Source organism: Ruegeria sp. HKCCA4633 (assembly GCF_013034605.1).
Classification (GTDB): Bacteria; Pseudomonadota; Alphaproteobacteria; order Rhodobacterales; family Rhodobacteraceae; genus Ruegeria.
In genome coordinates this window covers 39491-63765 of sequence record NZ_WQGJ01000013.1, presented here as the reverse complement: position 1 = coordinate 63765, position 24275 = coordinate 39491, and the positions used below count along the sequence as shown (strand labels likewise).

Below are 24275 nucleotides of genomic sequence, written 5' to 3'. Positions count from 1 at the left end.
CCAAAGCGCAGTTTGTGCTCGGTGTCGTCCTTCGCTCAGTCGTAGGGAATGTCTACTTTGCCTTGGTACCGGTCAGAGCCTAGTCAGCGGATCATTTTCTGCAAATCCATATGGTCGCGGATGAGTTCGTTAATGACCTTGCGGACTTGCACAGCATCTCGGGATCTTTCTCCGTGCTTCCACGAAGGATGGGTTGGTCCTGATGCGTGCCCGCCGCCTGCACCATGAACTCGGCAAACACGCCAGCCTCGAACCGCCGGTGCTTTGCACCGCTGGCCTGTGGACTTTGCCGTTGCCGTGCATCTGGGCGCGTCTCGCAGCCTTTTGGCGGGGTCCATGAGGTTGTCGTCACTTTTTGTCATCCGACCGCCCCTCATTGTGGACGTTACCAACGATTGCCTGCCCACCTTCTTTAACCTCAACGCGTTCGACGCGGACCGTTTGATCTGCTTTGGATCGATAGCGTTTGAGGGTCTCAACCTGGCTGGTGAAGGTCCGCGCAAGTTTATTAAGTGCCCGTTCCGCCGAATCTTGCTGCGGGAGAGTTTCGACGTGATTGAGCCTGCGCGCCATCATCATCGTGGCCTGGTGGACCGCACCCATTTGGATCGCAAGCATGGCTTCAACCTCGTCCTGCGGCTGCACACCTCCGACTACAGAAAGGACAAAGTTCGAAGCTGTTTCTGAAACAGGGCTGCCATGTTTACCCAGAGCGGCCACTTGTTCCAGAACTCCCTCGTAAACCTTCAGACATCGCTCCATTGCTGAACTTCATGGAGTCTCGCGCTTGGACCGAATCTCCCCAGCTGGGATGTTGGCACACGCAAGGAAACGACGATGAACGAGGCGTGCTAGCGCATACTTCTTTCGTACCAAATGCTCTCCATCAAGTCGGGCTCGTACAAAATTTTGCTCTTTGGGAAATCGGTCGTGCCAAGTGGGTCAAAGCGCAGTATTTCCCTAACATGAAAGACAGAACAATATCAGAAATTTACAGATTACGATTTGGCTAAATGATGGTTTGCGTGCGGAGTGAAAACGACGAAGCGCTTGTCACATCCCAGCGGGCATTAGCGTCCAGTCGGCCAAAAACCAAACTCAAACTGAACGGCCTTAAACAATATTCGCGGAGGATGAATTGAATTGGTACGACCACCCAGAGGTTTTCAACGTTCAACAAGTAACCTCAGAGAAAGTCATAGAAGCCTTGGAGGCATGGCAATCGACGCTGGGCTACAACATTCCTCTGAATGCTGTCGGGGCGATATTGCAAAAGCACCTAAAAAAGTACTTCTGGCGTCTTCTCTCCAAACTACCGCAGGAACGTTTTGTCGTGCGACCTGCTCGATACCGGGATGATTTCGGCTTTTCAGTTTGGCTGACAGACTTTGAAATCATGCAAATGAACGACGTGTTGCACCGAGAAATACGAATGGCTTTGCAGCGCGAATATAGGCGCAGCAGAGACGAAATCTGGAGCTCTCCGGGGTATCGGCCGCGCCCATTGGCGGAGGGCATACGTACAGCAATCGCCGAAAACTGGTGTATCCAAATGGGGTGTACGACATGCGGAAGCTATCGCTTTCGATTGTTGTTTCTAGGTGAGCCTGACAGTGTTCGTGCAATCCGGCCCAAGACTCGACTTGGTCTGGAACGCGCTCAAGAAGTTGCAGCTGAGCTACGGGAGTTCGATGATAGCTTCGTACAATTCGAATATCCGGTCATGGTCCTGCTGTATTGGATTTGGTGTGAATTCGGTGAACGTGCTCACGAAGAGATTTTTCCCGTGCTCAATGGATCCTGGGCAGGCGGCATCCTAGAAGCGATGAGGGACCACCACCACCGACGTCGGATGCAACAGGCCCGGCATGAAATCGAGAGACGTAATGCCTTTCGATGACGCAACTCTTGTCTCCCGAGCCGGCTAACTGGAGCCCTGCAGCACTCGATGTCGTCTGACTTGGCAAGGACAAACCGGCAGGCGTCTGTCCCTATTCGCGTTTGATTCACCCAAAGCAATCTCGAAGGGCAAAGAAGGCTCTCACGATCTCCTAGTGGGTCGTGACTTCAGTGCCGGACCCAGGAAAACCGCTCTGCAGAGCCGCTTCCAGTATTGTATGCGCCTTTCGCCTATCAAAGGAGTGCGCAACCAATTCTTTGATCAACCCTTGCATGGTGAGGCACGCGGCTTCGCTTAGTCCGATATTGTTCGCTTTTGCCGTAAGAAAAGCCGCCTCGACATAGCCGTCGATTTTAATTTTCAACAGGATTTGGCGTTGCTTGTTCAGGTTTTCGAAGTCGTTCATAGACTAGTTCTCCTAGATTTCCTTTTGGGCACCTTCAGTCAAAATGCGGCTAGGTGGCGCGCTGAGCCTGCAACCAGAAGAGCCTCGGCAAGATCCAACGCGTCATCCGGCCAATAAGTCTGCGGTCTTGGGTGATGAACTCCAACTGCGGCAACCGGTCGACAAGATAAGATCGCATTTCGCCATTGTATTGGCACGGCGTCCCGTCCCTGTGATGCACCCAAGAGAGCACCGCAAATTGCACCATTTGTATCGGTGTCTCCGCCACATGCGACGGTATGTATTCAATTTCAGATAAGAGTTGTTTTATCTATGGTGAAGGTATCAATGTATCGCGGAACCTGACCAGCCAATATGGCTGGATCTGACCATTGCCTTTGATCGTGATAACTTCTCTTTGCTCGCATTCAACGTATTTCGCTACTTCATTTCTTACTTCTGGTGTGACCTGTACACGCCCGGGTTCTCCGGTGCTTTCCATTCGCGAAGCGACGTTAACTGTATCCCCCCAAACATCGAAAAATGGTCTATCACCACCGATTACACCTGCGATAACCGACCCTTTATGTATTCCGACCCGCAGTGCAACTCTAGGATGCAGGTCAATCGAAATCCGTTCAACCGTCGCGATCATATCAAACGCTAAAGAGGCCATGCGTACCGAATCTGGGTGCGCCTCTTTGACAGAGGAATCAAGGCCACCTGCAACCATATAACAATCGCCGATGGTTTTGATCTTCTCCAGCTTGTACTTCAGAATAAGTTCGTCGAAGGTGGAAAAAACAGAATCCAGTAGTGTGACCGTGGCTTTAGCACCATTTTCCACAGCGAATTCGGAAAACCCGGACAAATCGGCGAACAGGATTGTTGCCTCATCGTATCTTTCGGCAATTAGCTTGTCCGGGTGCGCCCTTATGCGCCTTGCAATCCGTGGGGGCAATAGAACATTGATCAAACGTTCGGAGACAGCAAATTCTTTCTCCAATGCGGCCTCGTAACGCTCTATTGCGGCGTTGGCAGAGTAAGAGGTGAAATAAAGCGCGGCGACGATGCCAATTATTAAAACTATAAAGATAATGTCTTGAGGTGGCCGTTCAAAACCCCCGCGAAATGGCTGAGACAAGACGTCCCAAATTGTCTCATCGGGCGGTACATACAAAGGAACAAAGAGTGAGATATAGATAAAAAGTGTTGCACTTAGGATTGTGACCAAGGTGATCCAACGCCAGTATGCAGCCCCGAGAAAGTAAAAAAGCAAAGGTGGGCCAACGAGTAACACCAAGTGGTCTTCACCGTTCTTGCCTGCGCTGACGTCATGCGCCAAAAAAAGGAACAACCAGATAGTAAAATACGCGACTTTGACCTTGAGGCCAAAGCGATCAAGCATCAACGTCAACAGTGCTGCGAACCCAAGTCCAAGGTTCACCCATGCGAGATATCTCCAGTCCGGTCCAAGTTGAAACTGGTAGAATGCTGTAAAACCGAACCCAATTGATGCGATAATGGCGGCAACATTCACAGCTCGCATCTTGCGCTCAATCTTCTTGTCGTCGATGTGTTTTTCAGAGTCCACTATGTGTTTAAGCAAAGCCTCGCCCCCGCGCTAACTTTGAGGAAAAACCCATCCTGATCGATAAACCTTGGGCTGTACGTTCAGAATCCTCTTTTGTTTCTTGGTGCCAACTCGGCAAAACAACTTTCAAACTCACGCCAAGAGACGGTCGCTGTCTTTGTCATACGCAATGATCTGTGGATGAGGGCCAGTATAGCAAATCGGGCGGTGAGGATTGCAAGGCCTCCAGCTTGTTCCGGATAATATCCGACGATTTCCGCTCCAGATAGTAAGCTATGGTTTCCACCCGAATTCGAACTGAACCTGCAGGCTTTGTCTCATCCAGATCCTGGAAGACGAAGAAAAGCGTCCCGAGGGCTTCGGTAATTTCCTGGACCGGTGAATAGGTCGGTTGATCCATCCCACATTCATAACTGGAAAACCGGATCGAACAGGTGATCCACGGCATTATTGATCCATAGCGTGCTGCCCACAAAAGTTCGTTCGTATTCGCGCTGTGAGACGTTTTCCAGATATCTGAAATGTCGAAGGGGTTTTGGATGCGTCCCGCTTTTATCAGATCGCCATATAGCCAGTTTAACAATTCTGCGTCCAATGGCAGGTATTGACCCCAAAGAATTGGATAGCCGAACGCTTGTAGCTCGTTTTCAATGGCGTGACCAATTCCGGTGTCCATGTGGTAGGGGCGACCCAAGGCCAGGATACAGGGTCGATGTTCTATGGCGCATTCGGACAGTACCTCAAGGCTGTGCCGTCGAAGGCTCTCGTCAAACTCTTGGAGAGCATCATAAGCGTTGGAAACAGCAACGAGCATTTCATTCTTGGTCAGGTCGGCGATCACGCCATTTAAGGCATCGTACAGCTGCCTGGTTGCAACTTGTGGCTCAGCCAAGGACACGGCCGGCGACAGATAACATACCCCCAATTCTTCAAATATGTCCCGTTCCCGCCTAAATCCGGCCCGCGTACTTTCAGGCCCGGCAATAACCCGTGGGCAGGCCATGTTTTCACGGACATACCCCTGCAGAAAGGACGGGACCGTCAGAATGATGGGGACGAATAAGACATCAATGGATCGTTTTTGCCCATTCAGCAATTCGCCGTAGTGACCGGACATGCATTTAACGGGATAGCAGCAATCAACAGCTCCGCGCCCTCTGCCGAATTTCAATTGCTGTGCTTCAGATGTCTCAGACGAATAGACGACGTTGCGGCGATCGACCCCCAGTTCAACAAACAATGTGGTCCAAAACCTGTGGGTCGACCACTGGTTCAGGACCCGAGGGATGCCGATCCGAAGGTCTCGTTTTGCCGGTCCGGACTTAGCGAAAGGCGTCTTTGCGTACGCTTTCTGCAATATTGGGATTGGCATTCGCTTCCTCGTCGATTTCCTTTTTGCGCACTTTCATCTCTGCCGCGTCTTCAATAAGCCCCTTAGAGCAGGAATTGCCGGTGATTACTCGCTCCCACCCCTCAGCGAGAGGAACCTTGCTATTTAACCGGCCGCGACCTTTGGGAATCTGGACATCTATAAAGGCCCGGCTACAGTTCATCGCACACCACTTGCAGGTGGTTTTACTGTTGGTCGTGCTGACGTATTCCAGTTGTTCGACGCGTTCGTAGCCAACAAACCGGGACTTTCGCCCGTTTATCGCATGTTCCGCCGCAAGAAGCGCAGCACCCAACGCGCCAGCTTCGCCAGCATGAGGGTGCACCAATATTTCTGCGTCAGGGATCTTGCCCTTAATAAAATCGATCTGAGCTTTGACCACCGCAAGATTTCTGTGTGTTCCACCTTGCAAGATGAATTTCTTGCCAATGGTTTTGAGGTTCTGAAATTGCCCCGCATAGACCCAGACATTCAGAGGTAGGACCGCAGCAAGGCCTGCCATGATTTCCTCTGCTGCCCACCCCTTGCGCTGTTGGTTTACAATGTCGGACTGCAGGAACACTCCGCACCCCATCATCAATTTTGGCATCCGCTCGGCGCTGAACGCCTTTTCCGCATAGTCCTCAAGCCGGATATCATAGCGCTCGGCGACGCCCTGAAGAAATGCCCCATTGCCCGAGGAGCACTGTGAATTAAGACGGAAGTCGACGACCGCTTTCTGCCGCAACAACATGATTTTCACATCAGTCCCACCAACATCACAGATCGCGTCTGCTTCTGGGTCGATATGCATCGCGGCCGAAGCATGCGCGACCGTTTCAACCACCGGCACGTCTGCGCCCAGGATATCCTTAAGCAGATCTTTCCCATAGCCAGTCAACCCAAGAGCACCGACATTCTCGACCCCCGCTTCCCTCAAATTGCGGAAAACAGATTTCGCGTCTTCAATCGGGTTACCCAGGCTGTGTTGATAAATTGAGGCGGTGATCTTTGCGTCACGATCCAGTGCCACCGCCTTGACCGTCGTGCTGCCGAAATCACACCCGACAAAATGCCTCTCAACCGCAGCTGGCTCGGTCACCTTGATTGCAGACTGGCTAAATTCTTCCAAGAACTGAACAAGTTCGCCATTCCGGGCCAGAGCTTCCCGCCCGGTTTTGGCCTTTTCGCCGTATTGGCCTGTCTCCACCCACCACTTCAGCCCATCAGTACCGGTATATGGCCTGGATATGTCCCGTTCGCGACAAGCAATCTCGACGCAGCCAAGACTTGCATAGTATAGGGCATCATTGGGAACCAGAATTGCATCACTAACGCTCTGCCCGGACGGCAAGTCGACACCGCGTTCGTCCCATAGCGTGGCCAGATGACTTGCCCATGCCTGCTGAAGACCTTCAAAGAACATGTTTGGCCCGCCCAGCAATAGTACCGATGGCATTGGCGTATTGCCTTTTGTCAACGTAGCCAGGTTTTGCCGTACGACTGCGTCAAACAAGCTTGCGATGATTTCGGTCTTGGAAACACCGGCCTTAACCAAGCTGTTGGCGTCTGTTTCAGCAAAAATCCCACATTTCGCGCTAATGCGATGCAGCGTTTGGCCGACAAACGGAAGAGTGGTCAACTCATCCGCACTTATATCCAACTTACGTGCGGACTTTTCGATAAAGGTTCCCGTACCGCCGCTGCAGGCTGATTGCATATAAACCTGTTTGGCTTTGCCTGCACTGGTTGGTGTAAAGAACAAGGTCTTCATATCTTCACCACCAATTTCCGACACGAAGTGCACGTCGGGATGCAAGTTTTCGACTGCAGCCGCGACGGCGACAACTTCCTGAACCTGTCGAGCACCCACGTGGTCAGCCAGTGTACCTGCTCCAGATCCTGTAAAAATCGCGACATCTCGACCAGCGGTTAAGCCAGCCTCGCACTCCATTTGGGACAGCAATTCAAGGGTTTTCTCTGCCTGACGTGTTTTGTGCCGCCCGTATTCCCTCCAGGTGACCTGACCATCCTCAACTACGACCCCTTTGACAGTTGTCGACCCGATATCTATCCCGGCAAACCTCACAACGTGGCATTTCCAATCTCGAGCACGACATTTGAGGCCGTGCCTACGGCTCCACGATGCGGAACTTTCCAAAACGGTAAGTTTACTTTGGGGTGCTCTCTGGCGCGTTTTCTAGCCTCTTCCAGCGTCAGCCCAGCGGCTGCGAGGGCAGAGCGGAATTCCTCCTGCGCGCGGTTCTTCGCGTCAGCCAGAACCATTTGACAGCGCGATAGAGCATGTACATCGCTGTCACCTTTGACCTCAATCGGCGCATACAACATATCAGGATACTTGCCCTGTACCGCAGCCATTGCGCCAATGCTCATCGTGTTGGGGAGGCACCCGTAAGGTGAGAGTTCGCAAATCATATGTGCTTTTTTTTGGGTATGGGCCCAGATGGCCTTTGCGATTAACAGATCGCCTTCGCCTCCGTTTATCATGTTGTCAAAAAACGGAGCTGCCAGTTTGCGAAGTTCATCCTGACCCGGCATCGGACGAGGGATACCGCCCAGCATCCGACGCATCTCGTCATACTTAAAGCGGAAGAAGCGCTGCCCCAGCTTCAAGAAAAAATAATTCTGGCGAGCCCTTTCCTTGATACCGAAACGGAGCGCCAGTTTTTGCGTGCCATACCGCATCAGGTAGTCGAACCAGACAACCATGGGCGCGGGTTGCACTTCAGCGCCTTCGTCTTCCAACCATTTGTGCATGTTGTAGTTTTGCACACCTTCAGCGGTTGCCAGATAAAACTCACCGGTAATCTTGACCATCGGTTTGACCCTAAGCCGATCAAGTTCGATCCCTTCGAAATGCCTGCGTGCACGCCTCATGGCCTTCAGGAAATGTCTTGTTGTGGAATGCCACCAGATCGACCGCAGTTTTGGCAAATCCTTTGGTCTGCTCAGCATCGCTTCATATATCTCGGACACCGCTTTTTGTGCCGCCCGATTGGAGGCACCTTCTTCAACTTCGTAAGGCCTTAGCTGGTACTCCAAGTCCTGAATGGCATCAGCGGCCATCATGCCCAAAGCAGTACTGAGAAGCAGGTGAATATCTGTCTGCAACCCTACGTTTTTATCTTTGGATTGATCAATTTCGTGTTGCTGAACAAGAATCATCCTGAATGCTTCAAGTCCCAGGTTCTTTAGCGCCAGCTCATAACTCTGGTGATATTGACCAAACCGGCATGCCCCGCAGGCGCCCGCCGTCACATACACATACTTTTCGGACACTTTCTCCGCGCCGACACGTTCAGCTTCACTTTTCAAGAAGCTCGAGAGATTTCCCGTCGTAAAGGCAGTGGGGCAGCATTGTCCTACATCCGCCAATTCTCGGCCAAGAAACAAATCATCGACGGTGGCATCGGGAAGGCGTTCAGCGTTGTAACCTGCGCTTCTAAATAAGCCTTCCAACAGTTTCTCGGCACGCCAGGTGACACCACCAAACAGTAGTGTAACGTCCTTACGTTGATCCGCCGTAAAAGGGCGGGGTTCGTAAGCCCTATAGGACTCGTCAACAATCCGACTCATTGGGTTTACCCCCCAACTAGCATAACATGTGTTCTAGATTCACAATATTTAATTCAGCAAATGTCTGCGTTCATTCGAAGTTGTTTTCACCAAAGGTTTATCGCGCAAACCCCACCCAAACGGACCTGACTTATACTTGATCGAGCTTTCGCTGTGTAAAAAACCCTACTTGATATCCAAGAATCTTTTTGCGTTTCCTTCAAAAAAATCATCGGCGTAGCAGGAAATGTCCGGATCATCGAACAACTTGTAAAATGCATTCAAATATTCTCGCGTTCTGCCAACCATCATCGGCATTGCCCAGTCGGTGCCAAAGCACACTTTCTTTCCGAAATGGTGTTTTGCACCCGCAGGTTTTTTCGCTTTCAAAGTCGACTTTATCCGCCGGAAAATCTTTCTCTGATAACGCGCATCTAGAATGCCCAGAATGTGACCCAATCCAAGGTAGACATTATCGTAGTCCTCGACCAATTTTATTGCGCGAAAGGCAAATGTCCGATCGAATACGTTGTCCTCGGCAGCCCACCCCATCCAATCTATTTCTGTTGCGCCACCACCGTGAGCGAGGAACAACCAAAGGCCTTGTGCGTTGTAGTCCTCCATTGCACGCCGCCATATTTCCGGATCGCTATAAACGCCATATCCCGTTTCGACCTGAAAGCCCATGGGGTTGCAATGTGCAAACATACGCAGGTTGTTGCGGGAAAAATGACGGATGATCTCTTCCATCGCAGTCTGCACAATCGGATAAGGTGCTGGATTCTTGGCTTTTTTCCGATACTCTGAGAACTTTCTCCCACGCGCGACCGGGGTTGGATTCCCGTGAACATCGATCGGGCGAATGCCCAGAGGCGGGTAGATCTTGTACCCATTTATGCCCATCCTTACACCGGAATCGACAATCTGCTTCCAGTTCCTGCCACGGAACGGGTCGACCGCGCCAAAAGTGATCAGTTCGTTTACGTTTTCGCGAGCAAGCGACTGCATCCGCTCCATTTGTTCGGTGAAGTCAAAGTGTGGAGGTAAGAACCCTGGCATCCACCATTCCTGGAGTTTGTCGAATGCCCTGCGCATGTCCACAAGGATGCCGACATAAAGTCTGGCCTGCAGATCATCCTTCACACCGTCTTTCTTGAAGTCTTCTTTGAGAGCCTTGTACCTGTTGCGCTCGGAGAGCGTCATGATGGCAATGAACTCGAGCAGTTGAAAGATGTTGCCGATCTGTTCGCCTGGAATTCCTATCGCACGAAAACCTGCATCAGAATCTGATTTATACGGCTCATCCACATGCAAGTGTTCAGCTTCATGAAAGAACTCGCTGTCCGCCGCATGTTGGCCCGCCACGTCGAAGGCCGCTGCCAAAAACTGATCCAGCAGGTCTGGCATTGTGGCGTCATCCCCAAAAACAGATTTTTTGGACAGTGCTTCGCCATTAATAATCTGAACGCTTATCGGGGCATTATTTTGTTCTGAAAAGCCTATATCGTGATCGATATCGTCCAAAGCACGCAGCAGGTGTTCTATTTCTTTCCAATCACGATAGTCAGGTTTTTCAATCTTCTGATACTCTCTAATTTTCATTCGAATAGGATAGGCAATAGCCCACATGATTTGATCCACATCGCGATCCAGCAAGGCATTGATTAGGTCATTCTGATCTGGTTCCGATTCAGGTGACTGTTCAAAATCGCTGATGCGAGTTACAGAAACCGCTAAGATTGTCATCCCGCCCGCAAGAAAATAGGGAATACCAAAGGAATGAAATATACTGTGTAACGGCAAATAGCGTGCTGTGAACAGGTGGGTATGCATGTCGATAAAATTATGTTTTTTATGCATTTTACAGCATCCACGAGAAAATTATCCAGTCGCGACCATTAACTTTTGTATGGCTTTGACTTCCAAAGCCTGAAAAGGATTCGTTTTGTTACTGCCGAGTTTATGGCTCTCTACGTTACTTTGCAATTTTGCGGGCACGGCAAGCTGCTTTGACAAATCCCGTTTAAGACGGATTCTTGGTGACGAGGCTATTTTGGTCGGCAACTGTATTTTCTTTTTGCCGAAGACAGGCTGGAACCAAGCCAGATAGAGTGAGTATGATTGCCGCCGCTTCCATTTTCAACAGTTTCAAATTTTTAGTCGTTTCCACGATGCATATACTATTGTTGGCAAAACCCACAATGGCAGCGCCAATTCCCGCAATCAACTGAACATAAAGCGATAAGACTTGGAGGCTTATATTCTGCAGGGGCCCAAGGACTGAGTCTCCCCCACTGAAATGGTTCGCCGCTATGGTCAAGAACCGTTTCGGAAAAGCGACCGAAGCCGGTAGAAATTGTCTCAAAGTAGCGGCAAGTTGAAGTTCTGGTGGGGCAAGACATGTCCCGGCTGGGTGCGGCCCACAGGTTTTGTGGCGTAAGCAACGACTATATCTGCAATAGGCTGCTAAGCTCGCGTTATGACCTGTTCATACACCGATCTTCTCTGCAGTTGATCACGGTCGGCTTTAAGGAAGCTAGGCTGCTTAATTCAAATTCCCGATAGGGCCGCCCTGCAGCCGTTGATGTCGGCTTCACACAGTTTTACGTCGTTGATGCAAAATGCAGCATTCGGGATTTTGGGCTCAACGCAGACATCTGAGTAATTTCATCAGATGTCCGCTTGAGAATAGGTAGCAGACCGATCATCGCCACTAGCCAATGTTTACTACGAGACAAATCAGACACTTGCTCAGCCTGGAACAACGCCCAGAGGTTTTTTAGATTTTTTGACTTCTAGCATGTTGCTGCCACTAGGAACTTGCGGTGAAGATGTGCTTGGCAATAACCAATTTGCCAGAACGGACACTGCGAAAGGTAGGGGAGCGCAAGAGACTATGCCAACAGAATTTCTGGAACTCGGCTCTGAAGCTGCAGGTGCAACTATCCTGCTGGCACATGGCGCTGGTGCTCCAATGGATTCCCCCGGAATGACATCGCTGTCGGACGCACTTGCGGAACAAGATCTAAAGGTCCTTCGGTTTGAATTCTCCTATATGGCCGATCGCCGTAACGACGGCATTCGAAAACCCCCACCGCGCGCCGACAAATTGATCCCAGAGTACCAAGCTGCAATTGAGGAGCTCGATGGGGAAGGCCCGCTTATCATAGGCGGGAAGTCCATGGGCGGCCGGGTCGCCAGTACGATTGCGGATGAACTGTTCGAAAAGGATCGCATCGCCGGTTTGCTATGTGTGGGCTATCCGTTCCATCCTATCGGAAAACCCGAGAAACTTCGCACCGAACATCTGCGAAACCTACGAACACCGACACTGATCTGTCAGGGAACGCGAGACCAATTTGGCTCGAAGGATGAAGTCAGTGAGTATGAGCTTTCATCCGCGATAAAACTACTTTGGTTCGAAGACGGAAATCACGACCTGAAACCACGCAAACGCATTTCAGGCTTTACCCACGCGAACCACTTGAAGTCGATGGCGACAGCGGTTTCGGCGTGGATCGACGGGATCAGAAATTAGATCGGCTGTCAGCCCTCGAGAGCGGACGTGTCAATTCAATCCGTTCGGGATCATGTGTTGGCCTAAGACTGCGCGTCCCGCGTCGCGAAGATTGGACGGGTCGTACGCTCGGGTGAGTATGGGCTTTGCGAATTGTCTTCGTTCACAGATCAGATCGGTCGTGTGACCGCAGATATTTGCTTTCGAGCTGCGCAAAACGACTCGTTTTGTCTCGCTCCTGTCTCGCCCGCAAGGCCTCAGAAGCAACCGCCAAAATCTAAGTCATTGATTTAATGGCGGACCGAGGAGGATTCGAACCCCCGACCCCTTGATTCGTAGTCAAGTACTCTATCCAGCTGAGCTATCGGTCCGCGTTGGTGAGGCGGTGTTTAGACCTGCCGCCCAGGACGTGCAAGTCGATTCTTCAAAAATATTTCAAAAAGTCATTTCGCCGCGCGGAAGGCTTATTTCAAACACGGTTCCTTCGGGTCCGGTCTGTTTCAAAGTCAGATCTCCGCCATGCCCACGCACCAGTTCCTGAGAAATTGCCAGCCCCAAACCTGAACCACCCTTTCGGACACCGCCCTGAAAAGGCGTGAAAAGGTTTTCCCGCGCTTTCGGCGGAAGGCCCGGGCCTGTGTCACGGATTTCAACACACCAAGTGTCGCCATATTCGCAGCCGGCAATTGTAACGCGCCCAGGCTTGCCCGACGCAACCAGGGCCTGACGCGCGTTGCGCACGAGGTTCATGATAACCCGAAAAAGCTGCTCGGGGTCTGCGCGGACGATCAGATCTTCGGGAACTTCATTCGCAATTTCGACGCAGGCATCGGCGACGGCAAGTTGTTCACTGGCTGCTACATCCGCGGCCAGCGACCGCACTGGAACCATCGTCAGCGTCGGGGCCGGTTCTTCCGCGCGCCCAAAGGCCAGCGTGCTTTCACACAAAGATACGGCACGGGTGATGGAATTCACCAATTTAGGGGCCATCCGACGAACCAGTGGATCATCGCTGGATTCGATCCTGTCCGTGAACAGCTGTGCCGATGTCAAAATATTGCGCAAATCGTGACTGACTTTGGCGACGGCACCACCCAGCTGCGCCAACCTCTCGCGCTGTCGCAGCGCCTGTGTGAGGTCAGTCTGCAGCATTTGCAGCGCCTCTTCAGCTTCGCGCAGCTCTGTCACTTTCGAGTTCGGCGAGATGATCCCCCGCGCGTCTTCGGGCGCGCTGGCATAGCGCTGCATATACCCCACTACGCTTTTGATTGGCCGTACAAGCACAACCCGAACAGCCAAGAAAAGCAGCGAAGCGGTGATAATCGAAATGACAAAAGACAAGCCAAGAATACGCAGGCCATAGTCCACCATCGCCATTCGCAATGGCGTGCTGTCTGTGGTGACTTCAATCAGCAAGCCCGCACCTTTGACCGGCTCGCCGATAACTCGAATGATTTCATTTTCGGGCGTGACAATCCGGCTCATGGCGTCCCGGATCAGAACCCAGGGCCCCGCTTCGCGCAGATCGTATGTCTTGGCAATTGAATCCGGAATCGGTGAAGACAACATAAGCTGCCGAACTTCGTCCCGACGCAAAACCACGTTATAAACACCCGCATTCGCCAGCAGTTCTGCCTCGAGGTCATCAGCCAGCATATCGTCTGCCAGCAACGCCAGCGAAGCAATCTGGGCGCGCTCCAGACGGTTCAGCAGGAAATCCTCGCGGAACCGGGCAATAGACGGGACAAAAATCAGGATTTCGGCCAACATGACGAAGACCGTCGTCAGGATCAGAAATCGGCCCGACAGCGAATTCAAAATGCGCCCCTCCTCGGGTCAGGGAATCCAGCGCTGGACGAACCCGACCACTCGTTTAACTGTCTGATTCTCAAACAGCCTTGGCGTGAAATAAGCTCCCGCCACGCGTTTGTTAAGCTCTCCGACCGTCGGATAGGGCGAAACCATTGCAGCAATCTGCCCCATCTTCAGGTTATTGGCCAATGCAAGCGACCACAAGTTGATCAACTCGCCTGCCTGATGACCAACGATTGTGGCCCCAACAGGACGGCCTTTGACAACCATGACCTTGATGAAGCCGTTTGTCCTACGCTCGGAAATGGCCCGGTCGTTGTGATGATAGTCAAAGCGGGCAATTTCGAGCCTGTCGCCATGCTGGTCGTGCGCTTGAGCTTCGGTCAGACCAACTTGCGCCAGTTCAGGATCTGTGTAGGTCGCCCAGGGGATATGCGCGGTCTTGGCTTTGGACGGCAGACCAAACAACGCCGAGCGAATTATGATACCCGCATGGTAGCCCGCCACATGAGTGAACTGCATCCCACCTGCAACATCACCAATGGCATAGATCCGGCGATTTGTCGTCCTGAGGGCTTCATCTGTCTTAATGCCGGTCCGGGTGCGGTCAATACCCGCCGCTTGCAGATTCAACTGGTCAATGTTTGCCTTGCGCCCGGCCGCGATCAAAAGATGAGATCCCTTGAGAATCTCACCGTTTTCGGTCACCACTTCTACCGCGCCTTCGCTGCCTCGGATCTGTGCCACCATGGCGCTTTCGCGGATATCGATACCTTCGCTACGTAGCGCTTCCAGCACCACCGCCGCGGCTTCGGGGTCGTCTTTGCCCAGCGCCCTTTGACCCTCTATGACCGTGACCTTACTGCCGAGGCGTCGATGGGCCTGCGCCATTTCCATACCGATCGGGCCACCGCCAATGATCAGCAAATGATCCGGCCGCTCGCGCAGGTCGAAAATAGTTTCATTCGTAAAGTAAGGAACCGCATCCAGCCCGGGAATCGGCGGCACCAGGGGCGAGGACCCAGTTGCAATCACGATCCGGCGCGCAGTGATGATGTGATCTCCTGCCTGCACTTGGTTGGGAGAGATAAAGGTGCCGTATTCTCGGATCACCTTGACGCCAAATCCTTCAAAGCGCTCTTGGCTGTCCATCGGTTCGATCTGGGCGATGACGTTATGCACATGGTCCTTGGCCGCCCCATAGTCGATCTGAGGAGTCACATCCGCCACCCCAAACGCCGCGGAATGCGCCTGACCATAAGCGGCCTTCCCGCTTGCGATCAGCGCCTTGGACGGGACGCAGCCGAAATTCAGGCAATCGCCGCCCATCTTGTGGCCTTCCAGCAGAACGACATCTGCACCCATCTGGCTGGCCCCAGCTGCAACTGACAGGCCGCCGGACCCGGCCCCAACGACCAGGAGGTCTGTTTTCAGTTCGGTCATGGCTCAGCTGTCCTTATTTGCGCGCAAGGCTTTGATGAAGATGGGCAAAGCGGCCAGAACGCACAAGCCGATAATCGGTCCGATCACGAACGGCTCCCACAACAGAGACACATCCGGTGTTCCGCCGCGATCGAATACACCACCAAGCCCGACACCAATCCACGTGTAGACAATCCCCCCGGGAATAATGCCCAGGGCAGTGGTGATCAGGAAGTTGCGAAACTTCACGCCGACCAGAGCAGGCACCAGATTTGCAACAAAGAACGGAACAACCGGGACCAGCCGCAACAGGAACAGGACCGAGATCTCATTCTCGCGCAGACCATCCTTCAGCTTCTTGACCGTCCCTTCCGACGATTCCAAACGGGCGGTCAGCGACTCACCCAATCCCCAGCGTGCCGCCAGGAAAATAGCCGAAGCTCCGATGGTTGCAGCCACAACATTGAGAACCGTGCCCGCAAACAATCCAAACAAGAACCCGCCTGTCATCGACGCGACCGCCGCCCCCGGCAGCGAGAACGCTACAATGACGATATAAATGGCCACAAACGCTGCGGCCATGACCCAATAGTGACCATCCCGCCAAGCCAAAAGCGCCTCGCGGTTGTCCCGCAAGGTTTCAAAGCTCAGGTAATCCCCCAGTGTGAAAAAGCCCGCAACGGCAACACCAAGGATCACCAGCAACGGAATATGGCGCGCAAACCCGCTGCGCGGTGCCTGGCTTGTTTCAGACATCAGGTTTTCCGGTTCTTTCTGTTTCATTCTGTGCCCAAGATGCGCTTCCAATCGGTCAAGCAACAGAGGGATCACGGGGCCTTGATCTTTGTGGCGCTGAATGTGAGAGATTTCATCGATAATTGGGTGTTTTGAAACCTTTTCAGCTCTGCGGGTACAGAATTGTTGCAAAAGGCGCGAAAACCCCACTGTTGGGGTTTGACTTACCCCCCGCTTAGCAGTAGAGGACGGGCTTCGAACACTAGGGCCAGGCGAATCCGCGCCGCACCCCACCGCTATAGATTGGAGACGGAGCGATGAAACGCACCTATCAGCCTTCGAACCTGGTTCGCAAACGCCGCCACGGTTTCCGCGCGCGCATGGCCACCAAGGCCGGCCGCAAGATCCTGAACGCACGCCGCGCACGCGGCCGCAAGTCGCTGAGCGCGTAAACCGCTCACCGATCAGGTTATGAACATGACGCCGCCGGAGGCCCCTGAGGATGGTATGCACCAGCCCGGGAATACGCCCCCGGCGGCGTCCGTTTGTGCACCTGAACCTCTTGTCGTTCTTAAAAAACGGTCCGACTTTCTGAAAGCCGCACGCGCGAGCAGGCAAGGAACGTCGTCGATGATGGTCCAGGCGCGCAGACGCACTCCAGAAGAGGCATCCGGGATTCGCGTAGGTTTTACCTGCTCGAAGAAGGTCGGCAACGCCGTGGCCCGCAACCGCGCCAAACGTCGCTTACGCGAAGCCGCGCGGGCCATACTGCCCGAATCTGGTCGCGATGGGTGGGATTACGTTCTGGTCGGCCGGGCCGAAGTCACGGCCAACCGCTCCTACGACGCACTGTTGAGTGACCTGCGCTATGCGCTGCGCAAGGTTCACGCACAGGGCAAATGACATTTCTGGCCCATATCGCCGCCCTGCCCGTTCGGGCCTATCGGTTGATTTTCAGCCCGTGGGTTGGCTTTAACTGTCGATATCAGCCAACGTGTTCAGCTTATGCGCTGGAGGCATTGGAAAAGCACGGTGCGATAAAGGGCGCATGGTTGGCCGCGCGTCGGATCGGGCGCTGTCATCCGTGGGGTGGCGACGGCTACGATCCGGTCCCTGACTCCGATACCTCGACCGATAAGGGCTAGACCGGGCATCCTGTCACCATCTTGCCCGGTTGGGCCAACTGCTGTAGGGGCAGCGCATGTTTGATGATGCAGACGATATCCACCCGCTGTTTGCTGGCGCGCCCTCGACCACCGAGTTCAAGAAGCTGCGCAAGCGTATCGTACGGCAAACCCGCGACGCGATCGAGCAATACGGGATGGTAGACCCGTCTGCCCACGACAAGGACGGCAAACCGCCACGCTGGCTGGTCTGTCTGTCAGGCGGCAAGGACAGTTATACGCTGCTGGCCGTTCTCTACGAATTGAAATGGCGTGGCCTGCTGCCTGTGGATCTGCTGGCCTGCAATCTGGATCAAGGTCAGCCCGGATTTCCCGCGACAGTCCTGCCCGAATTTCTCGAACGCATGGATGTACCGCACCGGATCGAGTACCAGGACACCTATTCCGTTGTGATGGACAAGGTTCCGCAGGGCCGAACCTACTGCGCCCTGTGTTCTCGCCTGCGCCGTGGCAACCTGTATCGCATCGCGCGTGAAGAGGGGTGCTCGGCGGTTGTTCTGGGCCATCACCGCGACGACATTCTTGAGACATTTTTCATGAATCTCTTCCACGGCGGCCGTCTGGCCACCATGCCGCCGAAGCTGGTGAATGAAGAGGGCGATCTTTTTGTCTTCCGACCGCTGGCCCATGTTGCCGAAGCCGATTGCGAGAAATTTGCCAATGCAATGCAATACCCGATCATACCCTGCGATCTTTGCGGCAGTCAGGACGGGTTGCAACGCCAGCAGGTGAAACAGATTCTCGATCAATGGGAAAAGAACAGCTCGGGTCGGCGTCAAGTTATGTTCCGCGCCTTAACAAATGCACGCCCTTCGCATCTGCTGGACGCGAAACTGTTTGATTTCCTTAACCTTTCAATAAATTCTGACAAAAAAACCGAAAACACGGACGGAATTCCGCAGCTGCGTTAACGACTGACTCAGACTGGTTTCCTAGGCTCAACGGCGTGTCATTCATGCCCAAGGCCAAAAGCACGATGCGGAACCATTCTTCTATCGACCGTTTTATCCGTTCTTTGAACACCGTTTTTAACAGTCCATCAGCGCTGGCGTTTATTCCCGCGCTCAGTTTGGGTGCGTTCTGGATCGGGGACGAACGCGCTTTGGTTTCAATGGCATTGGGCCTCCCTTTGGCAATCACAGGCCTTGGTGCGTTTTCGTCCAAACAAACCCGTCCGCGCTTGGGGCGGTCGGTTGGCCTATTGTCAAACGACCACTTCGCATCCGCATTAAACGAAGTGTTCGCTGAAACCTGTCGCAAAGGCGAAGACTCTGCTTGTTTTGCCGTGGTTCTGGATGATTACACTCAGTTGCTTGATCTTCATGGTCAGGCAGCCGCAAACCACGTTGCACAGCAGTTTTGCGCGCGTGTCATGTCCATGATCCGCACGAACGACTGCGCGACACGCGTTGGCGGGAATAAGATGATGGTGGTCTTGCGGCCCTCTGACCAACTGGATCTAGAGGCCTGCATTCAAATGTCGGGCGTATGCAATCGGCGGTGGAAGAGCCGATCATGTTAAATGGAACCGGCGTCTACATGTCGTGCTCGATCGGTTTCTGCCTAAGCGGCAGCTTTCCGGACGGGTCGGCTATGGACTGGCGCGATGCTGCGAATAACGCCCTGCTTGAAGCGCAACAGAATGGCCCATCCACGATTCGCGCCTTTTCATCCGAGACCCGCCGCCGGGCTCAGGTTCGCTCCAATCTGCGCAAGGAGTTTGAAACTGCCCTGGACAGCGGTGAGATTCGTCCTTGGTTTCAACCTCAGATTTCCACCGACACCTGGCGCGTCACTGGCTTTGAGGCGCTGGCCAGATGGGAACACCCAAAAAAGGGGGTTCTGGGCCCCAACGTCTTTCTGCCGTTTGCAGAACATGCCGATCTTATGGGTCGGCTGGGACAGACGATGCGGCACTGCGCGTTTTCTGCCATGCGCGACTGGGATAGGGCAGAGCTTTATGTGCCGCGTATCGGCATCAACTTTTCCTCGGACGAGCTGCGCGATCCGGGCCTGATCGACCGCCTGAAATGGGAGTTGGATCAATTCGACCTGACACCCGACAGGTTGGCAGTCGAAGTGTTGGAGACCGTTTTTTCCCGTCGACCCGATGACGTCATAACCCGCAACGTCACCGGGTTGGCTACAATGGGCTGTTGCATTGATTTGGACGATTTTGGAACCGGCCATGCCTCGATCGCATCCATAAAACGATTCAACGTGTCGCGCATAAAGATCGATCGGTCTTTTGTCGCAAAAGCCGATCAAGACCCCAGCCAGCAGCAACTGGCAAGCGCCATTCTGACCATGGCTGAACGTTTGAATCTGGAAACACTGGCCGAAGGCGTCGAAACGCCAGGCGAGCATGCATTGATGGCCCAGTTGGGATGTGACCATGTTCAGGGTTTTGGTATCAGCAAGCCGATGCCAGTCGAAAAAACCAGGGACTGGATCATGTCCTATCGCAGCAAATTGAACCGAGTACCCAAAATTGGGCGGGAAACAGGTTAAAGAACCCCAAATCAAGCCAAAGAAGACCGGTACGTGACGAATTGAAGGGCGATTCCGCTTGACCTTTGGGCCCGCACTCTGTTGAACCCTGCGGGTGTCTTTCACTGCTCAAGGTGGCTGTCCCCTATGGACGATCAGAACAAGAATCTCATCCTCGCAACTGCGCTCAGTTTTCTCGTGATCCTGGTCTGGTTTGTGCTGTTCCCTCCGCCGGAACCAACGCCCGCACCGGAACAGGCTGAAATTGCCAATGTCGAAGGCAATGACGTTCAGACGCCCAGCGCTGCCGAAACCGGCACTGTAGGAGAGGCAACCGCAGCAGCGACCGAAGCTGAACCTGAGGCCCAAGCCCCTCGGATCAGTATTGACACGCCGCGCCTGACCGGCAGCCTGTCGCTGGCCGGTGGTCGCATCGATGAGCTGTCGCTGAAAGACTATAAGGTTTCGCTGGCCGACGATTCTCCGATTGTCGAACTGATGTCACCGGTGGGGTCCGAGTCCGCGTACTATGCCTTATACGGTTGGGCCCCTAGCGCGGGCTTGAGCGGTGCCGACGTTCCCGGACCCAACACAATCTGGTCCGTTGAACAGGGCGAAACCCTTGGCGTTGACAGCCCGGTGACGCTTGTTTGGGACAACGGCAATGGTTTGACCTTCCGCCGCGCTATCTCGGTTGATGAGAACTATATGTTCAGCGTCACACAGTCGGTTGAAAACGCCACCGAGGCCGAGGTCGGCATGGCCCCCTACGGCATCCTGGCACGCCACGGTATCGGCGAAGACGGTGATCTGCCTGGCTTGAAGAATTTCTTCATTCTCCATGAAGGCGTCATCGGCATGGCCGACGGGACACTGACGGAGGTGGACTATGGCGACGTCCGTGATTTCGACATCGACCCGAATGAGCGTGCGCAGGCCGAGGTATATCAGGTAAAGGAAAATGGCTGGATCGGTTTCACCGATCATTATTGGATGACCACTCTGATCCCTGAGCCTGGTTCCGCATTCAAAGCTGCCGCCAAGTATGACTCGCGTCGCAAAATCTATCAGACAGAAACGGTTCTGCCGACGCTGACAGTTGCGCCCGGCGCGACCGAGCAGGCTACCACACGCCTATTTGCCGGTGCAAAAGAATGGGAGGCCATTCGGGAATACCAGTCAGAAGGCGTTCAGAAGTTCATCGACAGCATTGATTGGGGCTGGTTCTTCTTCCTGACCAAACCGATCTTCTGGCTTCTGCACAACATCAACGTGCTGATTGGCAACATGGGTTGGTCGATTATCGGCCTGACACTGATTATCAAGGCGATTCTGTTCCCGCTGGCGTTCAAATCCTACGTCTCGATGGCGAAGATGAAAGAACTGCAGCCGCAGATGGAGGCCCTGAAAGAGGCCGCCGGCGACGACCGACAGAAGATGCAGCAAGGCATGATGGAACTGTACAAGAAGGAAAAGGTGAACCCGGCTGCGGGATGTTTGCCGATCCTGTTGCAGATTCCGATCTTCTTCTCGCTGTATAAGGTGATTTTCGTCACGATCGAACTGCGCCAGGCACCCTGGTTCGGACCGTTCCAGGACCTGAGCGCACCTGACCCGACATCGATCTTCAACTTCTTTGGCTGGCTGCCATGGGCGGCACCCGCGCCTGAAAGCTTCATGGCGCTGATCTTCATCGGTATTCTGCCGCTGTTGCTGGGTATTTCGATGTGGTTGCAACAAAAACTAAACCCGGCACCAACAGACGCCACTCAGGCGATGATCTTTGCATGGATGCCTTGGGTCTTCATGTTCATGCTGGGTGGTTTTGCAAGCGGTCTGGTTGTCTACTGGATAGCGAACAACACGATCACATTCACGCAGCAATATCTGATCATGCGCAGCCAGGGCTACACCCCGGACGTGTTCGGAAATATAAAATCCGGCTTCAAGAAAACGCCGAAAACGGACAACAAATGAGCGGGACAGTCTCAGACCTCTGGCGTCACCCGATCAAAAGTCACGGGCGCGAGGCGCTGAGCCAGATCACAGTCATCCCCGGGCAGACCATGCCCGGGGATCGCGTTTGGGCTGTTGCTCATGAAGCTGCCAAGACGGATGGATCGGATTGGGCCCCTTGTTCGAATTTCACCCGGGTCGCTAAAGCACCCGAGCTGGCGGCGATCTCAGCCGAACTCCAAGACGAGCGTGTAACTTTACGCCATCCTGACCGGCCTGATTTATTATTTGCCCCGGATACCGAACAGGAGATTTTCCTGGATTGGGTAAAACCTCTGATGCCCGCCGACCGCGCGGCACCTGCCAGAATAGTCCGGGTTCCGGGACGCGGGATGACCGACAGTGATTTCCCGTCCATCAGCCTGTGCAACATGGCATCACACCACGCTGTCGAGCAAAAGCTTGGCCAGTCGCTGTCAACCGTCCGCTGGCGCGGGAACATCTGGTTTGACGGCCTGCCCTTGTGGGAAGAGTTTGACTGGTTGGGGCGCGACGTCCGCATTGGGCAGGCCGTGTTCCGTATCCGCGAACGCATTACCCGTTGCATGGCCACCACCGCGAACCCAGAGACTGGCGCACGTGACGCAGACACTCTGGGTGCGCTGAGCAATTGGGGCCATCAGGATTTCGGTGTTTACGCCGAAGTCATTCAGGGTGGTGAAGTCCGCCTGAATGATGAGGTGAGCGTGCTATGACATCGCTTCCGTTTCCACTGGCTGAAGAGCCGGATGACCTTTCCAAAGAACACGGGCGCAAGCTGTTTGCGGGCCCTTCTGAATTTGTCAAAGGCGTGGTCGCCATGAACGGCCTGCCCAGCCCTGATCGGTTGGAGGTCTGTTTTGCAGGCCGGTCGAACGTCGGCAAATCCAGCCTGATCAACGCGCTGACCGGAACCAAGGGTTTGGCGCGCGCCTCGAACACGCCCGGGCGCACGCAAGAGATCAACTTTTTCACCCAAGGCCCCGAACTCTATCTGGTGGACTTGCCCGGCTATGGATACGCCAACGCCCCGCTGAAAGTGGTGGAGAAATGGCAGAAGCTGCTGAAACAGTATCTCAGTGGTCGCCAGACCTTGCGTCGTGCCTTTGTACTGATCGATGCGCGCCACGGCGTGAAACCAGTCGATGCCGAGATCATGAAGCTGCTGGACACCAGCGCCGTGACCTTTCAATGCGTTCTGACCAAGTCGGACAAGGTGAAAGCCAAGGACCGCGAAAAGGTGCTGGACCAAACACGTGCGGCCCTATCCAAGCACCCCGCAGCGTTCCCGGAAATCGTGCTGACCTCTTCCGAAAAAGGCGACGGTATCGCAACCCTGCGGTCCATCATTGCGCATCTGGAATAGCTTCACACTTGGCAGGGCCGGACAAAGGCCCTAACACAGGTCTCCAAAGGGACTTTAGCCATGAAGACAAGAGATATGAACCGGGACTGGATCGCCACCGCAGCCACACTCAACAGCGCTCTGCCCTATCTGCAGCGCTATGACGGGGCCATTGTCGTCATCAAGCTGGGCGGTCACGCAATGGGCAGCGATGAGGCGATGGAAAGCTTCGCCCGTGACGTGGTTCTGATGCGTCAGGTTGGGGTTAATCCAGTTGTCGTTCATGGTGGCGGTCCGATGATCAACGCGATGCTGGACAAGCTGGATATCCAGTCTGAATTCGTGAACGGCAAGCGTGTGACAGACACAGCAACCGTCGAAGTGGTCGAGATGGTTTTGTCCGGTCTTGTGAACAAGCGCATTGTCCAGGCGATCAACGATCAAGGGGGTTCTGCCGTGGGGCTGTCTGGTAAGGATGCAAACCTGATGGTCTGCGACCAGACGGACGCATCTCTGGGATATGTGGGCACCCCCTCTGACATGAACCCGAAGATTCTGCATGACTTGTTCTCTCATGATGTGATCCCGGTGATTGCCCCGTTGGGTGCCGGCCGCGATGGTGAAACCTTCAACGTCAATGGCGATACGGCGGCGGGTGCAATTGCTTCGGCCCTGAAAGCCGACCGTCTGCTGCTGCTGACCGATGTCTCAGGCGTCAAGAATGCCGCCGGAGATGTTGTGACCGAACTGAAGGCAGGACAAATTCGCGAAATGACCCGCGAAGGCACGATCGCGGGCGGCATGATCCCCAAAACTGAAACGGCCCTGGACGCGCTGCACAGCGGCGTCCGGGCCGTGGTGATCCTGGACGGGCGCGCACCGAATGCCGTGTTGCTAGAATTGTTTACAGAACACGGGGCCGGGTCGCTTATAAGGCCGGACTGACCCGTT

At 53.9% G+C, this 24275-nt stretch carries 23 protein-coding genes and 1 tRNA gene; 12 read left to right on the top strand and 12 right to left on the bottom strand.

The window, feature by feature from the left end; genetic code table 11:
- Window positions 1-348: 348 nt before the first annotated feature.
- A complete protein-coding gene (locus GOV85_RS20480; RefSeq protein WP_171181684.1) occupies window positions 349-762 on the bottom strand; it encodes a hypothetical protein in 414 nt (137 codons plus the stop codon).
- 376 nt (window positions 763-1138) lie between these two features.
- Between GOV85_RS20480 and GOV85_RS20475 the strand changes: the two genes are divergently transcribed.
- Window positions 1139-1900 carry a hypothetical protein gene (locus GOV85_RS20475; protein WP_171181682.1) on the top strand — a complete coding sequence of 254 codons (762 nt, stop codon included), beginning with the start codon at window positions 1139-1141 and terminating at the stop codon, window positions 1898-1900.
- Window positions 1901-2051: 151 nt separating this feature from the next.
- On the opposite strand, the gene GOV85_RS20470 is transcribed toward GOV85_RS20475, so the two are convergent.
- The 7 genes from GOV85_RS20470 to GOV85_RS20440 form a co-directional block, all read right to left on the bottom strand.
- Window positions 2052-2306: a hypothetical protein gene (locus GOV85_RS20470; protein WP_170392115.1), complete on the bottom strand. Its 255-nt coding sequence runs from the start codon at window positions 2304-2306 to the stop codon at window positions 2052-2054.
- A gap of 38 nt (window positions 2307-2344) precedes the next feature.
- Entirely contained in the window at window positions 2345-2590 is a 246-nt protein-coding gene (locus tag GOV85_RS21820; RefSeq protein ID WP_171181704.1) for an ADP-ribosylglycohydrolase family protein, read from the bottom strand.
- Between the two features lie 26 nt (window positions 2591-2616).
- On the bottom strand, window positions 2617-3879 hold the full coding sequence (locus tag GOV85_RS20460; RefSeq protein WP_216599167.1) for an adenylate/guanylate cyclase domain-containing protein: 1263 nt from the start codon (window positions 3877-3879) through the stop codon (window positions 2617-2619).
- 160 nt (window positions 3880-4039) lie between these two features.
- Window positions 4040-5251, bottom strand: coding sequence for an acyl-CoA dehydratase activase-related protein (locus GOV85_RS20455; protein ID WP_171181677.1), 1212 nt, complete (start codon window positions 5249-5251; stop codon window positions 4040-4042).
- Window positions 5202-7337: a BadF/BadG/BcrA/BcrD ATPase family protein gene (locus GOV85_RS20450; RefSeq protein ID WP_171181675.1), complete on the bottom strand. Its 2136-nt coding sequence runs from the start codon at window positions 7335-7337 to the stop codon at window positions 5202-5204. The genes GOV85_RS20455 and GOV85_RS20450 overlap by 50 nt, the downstream gene beginning before the upstream one ends.
- Window positions 7334-8845 carry a hypothetical protein gene (locus GOV85_RS20445; RefSeq protein WP_171181673.1) on the bottom strand — a complete coding sequence of 504 codons (1512 nt, stop codon included), beginning with the start codon at window positions 8843-8845 and terminating at the stop codon, window positions 7334-7336. Before GOV85_RS20445 ends, GOV85_RS20450 begins: the two co-directional genes overlap by 4 nt.
- A 165-nt stretch (window positions 8846-9010) precedes the next feature.
- A complete protein-coding gene (locus GOV85_RS20440) occupies window positions 9011-10684 on the bottom strand; it encodes a hypothetical protein (protein WP_171181671.1) in 1674 nt (557 codons plus the stop codon).
- A gap of 1036 nt (window positions 10685-11720) precedes the next feature.
- Here GOV85_RS20440 and GOV85_RS20435 point away from each other — a divergent pair.
- Complete coding sequence (locus GOV85_RS20435) at window positions 11721-12362, top strand: alpha/beta family hydrolase (protein WP_171181669.1); 642 nt, start codon at window positions 11721-11723, stop codon at window positions 12360-12362.
- 273 nt (window positions 12363-12635) lie between these two features.
- Here the strand turns inward: GOV85_RS20435 and GOV85_RS20430 are convergent.
- The 4 genes from GOV85_RS20430 to GOV85_RS20415 form a co-directional block, all read right to left on the bottom strand.
- Window positions 12636-12712 (bottom strand) — tRNA-Arg (locus GOV85_RS20430).
- 64 nt (window positions 12713-12776) lie between these two features.
- The gene (locus GOV85_RS20425; RefSeq protein WP_171181702.1) at window positions 12777-14162 is read right to left on the bottom strand and encodes a HAMP domain-containing sensor histidine kinase; all 1386 of its coding nucleotides are present in this window, start codon (window positions 14160-14162) and stop codon (window positions 12777-12779) included.
- Between the two features lie 15 nt (window positions 14163-14177).
- Window positions 14178-15596, bottom strand: coding sequence for an NAD(P)/FAD-dependent oxidoreductase (locus tag GOV85_RS20420; protein ID WP_171181667.1), 1419 nt, complete (start codon window positions 15594-15596; stop codon window positions 14178-14180).
- Between the two features lie 3 nt (window positions 15597-15599).
- Window positions 15600-16358 carry a TVP38/TMEM64 family protein gene (locus GOV85_RS20415; RefSeq protein WP_371813621.1) on the bottom strand — a complete coding sequence of 253 codons (759 nt, stop codon included), beginning with the start codon at window positions 16356-16358 and terminating at the stop codon, window positions 15600-15602.
- A 269-nt stretch (window positions 16359-16627) separates the two neighbouring features.
- Between GOV85_RS20415 and rpmH the strand changes: the two genes are divergently transcribed.
- The 10 genes from rpmH to argB all read left to right on the top strand — a co-directional run bounded on the left by rpmH (window position 16628) and on the right by argB (window position 24269).
- Window positions 16628-16762, top strand: coding sequence for a 50S ribosomal protein L34 (gene rpmH, locus GOV85_RS20410; RefSeq protein WP_005980833.1), 135 nt, complete (start codon window positions 16628-16630; stop codon window positions 16760-16762).
- A 25-nt stretch (window positions 16763-16787) separates the two neighbouring features.
- Complete coding sequence (gene rnpA, locus GOV85_RS20405; RefSeq protein WP_171181665.1) at window positions 16788-17213, top strand: ribonuclease P protein component; 426 nt, start codon at window positions 16788-16790, stop codon at window positions 17211-17213.
- Complete coding sequence (gene yidD / locus GOV85_RS20400; RefSeq protein ID WP_171181663.1) at window positions 17210-17455, top strand: membrane protein insertion efficiency factor YidD; 246 nt, start codon at window positions 17210-17212, stop codon at window positions 17453-17455. Before rnpA ends, yidD begins: the two co-directional genes overlap by 4 nt.
- A gap of 56 nt (window positions 17456-17511) precedes the next feature.
- Window positions 17512-18405, top strand: a complete 894-nt coding sequence (gene ttcA, locus GOV85_RS20395; protein ID WP_171181660.1) for a tRNA 2-thiocytidine(32) synthetase TtcA — start codon at window positions 17512-17514, stop codon at window positions 18403-18405.
- 44 nt (window positions 18406-18449) lie between these two features.
- The gene (locus tag GOV85_RS21815; RefSeq protein ID WP_371810825.1) at window positions 18450-19016 is read left to right on the top strand and encodes a diguanylate cyclase domain-containing protein; all 567 of its coding nucleotides are present in this window, start codon (window positions 18450-18452) and stop codon (window positions 19014-19016) included.
- A complete protein-coding gene (locus tag GOV85_RS21810) occupies window positions 19010-20005 on the top strand; it encodes an EAL domain-containing protein (RefSeq protein WP_371810824.1) in 996 nt (331 codons plus the stop codon). The genes GOV85_RS21815 and GOV85_RS21810 overlap by 7 nt, the downstream gene beginning before the upstream one ends.
- A 126-nt stretch (window positions 20006-20131) precedes the next feature.
- The gene (gene yidC / locus GOV85_RS20385) at window positions 20132-21961 is read left to right on the top strand and encodes a membrane protein insertase YidC (RefSeq protein ID WP_171181658.1); all 1830 of its coding nucleotides are present in this window, start codon (window positions 20132-20134) and stop codon (window positions 21959-21961) included.
- Window positions 21958-22695 (top strand): MOSC domain-containing protein, encoded by a 738-nt coding sequence (locus tag GOV85_RS20380; protein WP_171181656.1) that lies wholly within the window; start codon window positions 21958-21960, stop codon window positions 22693-22695. The genes yidC and GOV85_RS20380 overlap by 4 nt, the downstream gene beginning before the upstream one ends.
- Window positions 22692-23345, top strand: coding sequence for a ribosome biogenesis GTP-binding protein YihA/YsxC (gene yihA / locus GOV85_RS20375; protein WP_171181654.1), 654 nt, complete (start codon window positions 22692-22694; stop codon window positions 23343-23345). The genes GOV85_RS20380 and yihA overlap by 4 nt, the downstream gene beginning before the upstream one ends.
- Before the next feature lie 60 nt (window positions 23346-23405).
- Entirely contained in the window at window positions 23406-24269 is an 864-nt protein-coding gene (gene argB / locus GOV85_RS20370) for an acetylglutamate kinase (protein WP_171181652.1), read from the top strand.
- Window positions 24270-24275 lie beyond the last annotated feature (6 nt).